Annotated in this window: 2 protein-coding genes; one reads left to right on the top strand and one right to left on the bottom strand. The window is 30.7% G+C overall.

What is annotated here, in order from left to right:
• A partial coding sequence (locus tag H7T88_RS28545; protein ID WP_221791745.1) for a D-alanine--D-alanine ligase family protein occupies positions 1-1,011 on the top strand: 1,011 nt, incomplete at its 5' end.
• On the opposite strand, the gene H7T88_RS28550 is transcribed toward H7T88_RS28545, so the two are convergent.
• Positions 989-3,347: tetratricopeptide repeat protein (locus tag H7T88_RS28550; protein ID WP_221791746.1), on the bottom strand; the 2,359-nt coding region annotated here is incomplete at its 5' end. The two genes, H7T88_RS28545 and H7T88_RS28550, sit on opposite strands and share 23 nt — an antisense overlap.

The raw sequence follows: 3,347 nt of genomic DNA on the forward strand, positions 1-3,347 counted from the left end.
AATAACTATAAATTATTTGGAGGTTTTGTAGTGATTGATCATAACATAGTTCTTATCACAGATGAAAAAAAAGAATATAACTTTGCAGACTTGTCTAGAAAAGACCTTGAAGGAAATAATGCTTCTTCAACGGAAAGCATAATCGACGCTCTCAATAAAATATGCAAGAAAGTTATTCATTACACTGATCTAGAACTATTTACAACGAATATTCCTCAACATAAGGATGATATTATATTCCCCATGAGATTCGGTGAGAACTCTCCCAACTCTAAAAGCCTTTTACCAGCCATTTGTGAAGCTAACAACTTAAAATACGTGGGAGGAGATTCTTTCACACATTCATTATGCAATGATAAACATTTATCAAAATTATATGCGAAAGAATTTGGGATTTCTGTCCCTAAAGGTTTTCTAGTTCGTAAACTTAATGATAGTATTCTTAAATATCTCCCTACTTTGAATCTTCCTCTTGTAATAAAACCAAATTATGGAGGTGGGTCGACTGGCATTTCAAATAATAATTTGGTCTATTCATATAACGAGGCTGAAGATTTAATAAATAAACTTTTTGTTTTTCATAATATTCCAATTATAGTTGAAGAATATATTGAAGGATATGAAGTCGAATACTCAATTTTCGGAAACAAAAACAAGATTATTCTTTCAGGAGAAGCACAGTTAAAAATTGATGAAACAACATTTTTTAAACGAGAAATTTGGGGATATGAAACTAAGAAAATTGATGATTCTTCTGTTGATTTTCTAACTAGTAATTTGATACCAACTAGTGTGAAAGAAAAAATGATTACATTGTTCAAGTCTTTCGATAAAATTGAGTTTATGCGTGTTGATGGCCGCATTAGTAATGATGAGTTTTATCTTATTGAATTATCTCCAGATTGTTTTCTGGGTAAAGACTGTGCTTTTTATCATGTTTTTGCACAAAATAACTTATTGTTTGAGGAGATGTTTGAGTCACTAATCATTAATGCTGCAAATCTCTGCTAACTTCAATATTCCAATACCCTAAAAAATCAAGACGATAGGGTGTATTTGGAGTAACATATGGGTTCAAATTTTCCGCTCTCACAGATTGCAATTCACTTATTTCTTTGGAGTAAATTAGTTGGTTGGGGTTATTTATCTCTTGATAATAAAAGGACAAGTTTGAATATACGATGTGTAAAAACTCTTCATATTTGTAATTTTCAAACTCTGATTGTTCGATCTCTCTGCATAGTTCGTGAGCAATTGTGTAATCCTTTTTTACTGTGTAGAAAACCAGAAGGTTACATTTAACAATGATTTTTTCATAAGGATTTGAGGTTAAGAGTAAAGCGTCCTTCAAGTTCTTTAGAACTGGTTCCGTAAAATTTCCCGAGAGCATGTCTATTACTGCATAATTATTTAATATCATATTTTCTTTTACTTTTCCTTCGCTCAATTCTACTGCCATTTCGAGATCTTCTTTGGCAGCATCTAGTTCTCCTAAATATGAATGGCACATTGCTATAGATATATATATTTGCGCTTGGAGATCTTTTCGATTAAAGGAATCAAATATTTCTAAACATTTATTATATAATTTTAAGCTTTCTGTGGATTCAACAAGTTCAGCATAGTTTCTCAAAAGAAATGCATATTCCATATATTTCTCGTAACTTTTTACTGAGAGCATTTTTTGAGCAAAAACTTTTGATTCATGTAAGCCTTTAGTCTCCATCATAGATGAAAGTAGCATTAATTCCATTGTTAAGCGACATTGGCTTCCCTGGACTTCATCTTGAATTAATTGCTGAACTTCATCTTGAGTCTCAGAATTGTTATTATTTAATACCTTTAGGCCTACATAGTAGGCTCTATGAAGAGGATTAGCTTTATTGTAAATTATATTTAGTGATTCTTCGGCAAACTGTCCTAATTCCATCTGATATGAAACTTCAAGTAAAGCGAGTGAGATTTCATCACTAATTCTAATATTTGGATTATTTTTGTCTAATAATTTATCACGTAAGTAGACTAATTTGGATAATATTCTTTGGGGATATTTTTGTTGTATTATCATTTCTTTAATTTCTTTCAAAATGCCAATGATAGATTCATCATGGAATTTAAGATACAGCATGAATAATTTCTCAGTTGCTACATTGTTGTCACGCATCTCATTTCTTGATTTGTTGTAATAGTTTGTCAAGAGACGATATGCAGCAGCTAATGTAGGATTATGGCTCTGTCTTTCCAATTCTAAAATAATTGAATCATGGGAAATTTCAATTTCATTTGATATTGTAGAAATTATGTATTTCTGCTCTAATTTTTTTAAAATTTCAGCAACTTTTTGTTGGGTGAAGAGTAAAAATTGATCTTGTTCATTTGTTAGAAGTTGCACAAGGAGAGTAGAATCAATTTTACCTTCATTGAGATAGACAGTATTAACGACGTATCTCTCGCTGGAATCTAATTTTTCAAGCGAATACTGTATAGGGCTATTTTCACTTGGTATATCTGATGTTAGAAGCTTCATTCTTTGTAAATTCCCATATCCGTTATCGTATATTTCCTTAACCTTTTCTAAGTCAGTAATTAAGGCTGTAGGAGGAATTAGCTTTTTCGCTTCGATGAAATCCATTTTTTTGATTTCATAACATTCATATGAAGTATTTTTGTCTAAATCCAATTGTTCCATGAAGCGAACTACAGATGTCGAAACATCTTTATAGTCTTCAATTTCACTAGTATATTCGAAGATTAATTTTAAATTAGATACTTTCTTTAAGATATCTGAAAGTATTTCAATAGACTGAGTGTCTATGTTTTGTATATTCTCAATGGATATAAAGAAAGTTTGTGTACTTAACACATGAATTAGATAATCTTTTTTTCTGGTAATACCAATATCCTCAGAAGACTCATAAAGCTTGTTCTCATTTTCGATCCCCACCTTATTTCTCAAAAAATTATAAAAGAATAGGGCTATTCCCTTAAGATTCTTAAGAGCATGGCCTTCTGGGGTAGGAATTGATTGGGCTTCATTTTTAGCTAATTCGGATATCTCTTTATAAAGCCTATTTATATAACATAGATTCTCAATTGTATCTGGTGAACTTCGACTTACTTTTACTCTAAAGGATAAATAATCTTTAAATTCTTCATTAAATAACTTTTGAACAAGACCGCTTTTTCCAACACCGCTTGGACTATAAAGTAAAATAATCTTGTTCCAACTTTTCTTATCTTCCATAATCTTAACTATATCTCTAGTTTCCTGCACTCTGTTGTAAAATGTCATATATCCCACTCCAATCTTTTTATAGAGAGTTATCTCCAAATAATTTATAGTTATT

Origin of the sequence: Paenibacillus cucumis (ex Kampfer et al. 2016), from assembly GCF_019748695.1 — a bacterium.
GTDB lineage: Bacteria > Bacillota > Bacilli > Paenibacillales > Paenibacillaceae > Paenibacillus > Paenibacillus polysaccharolyticus.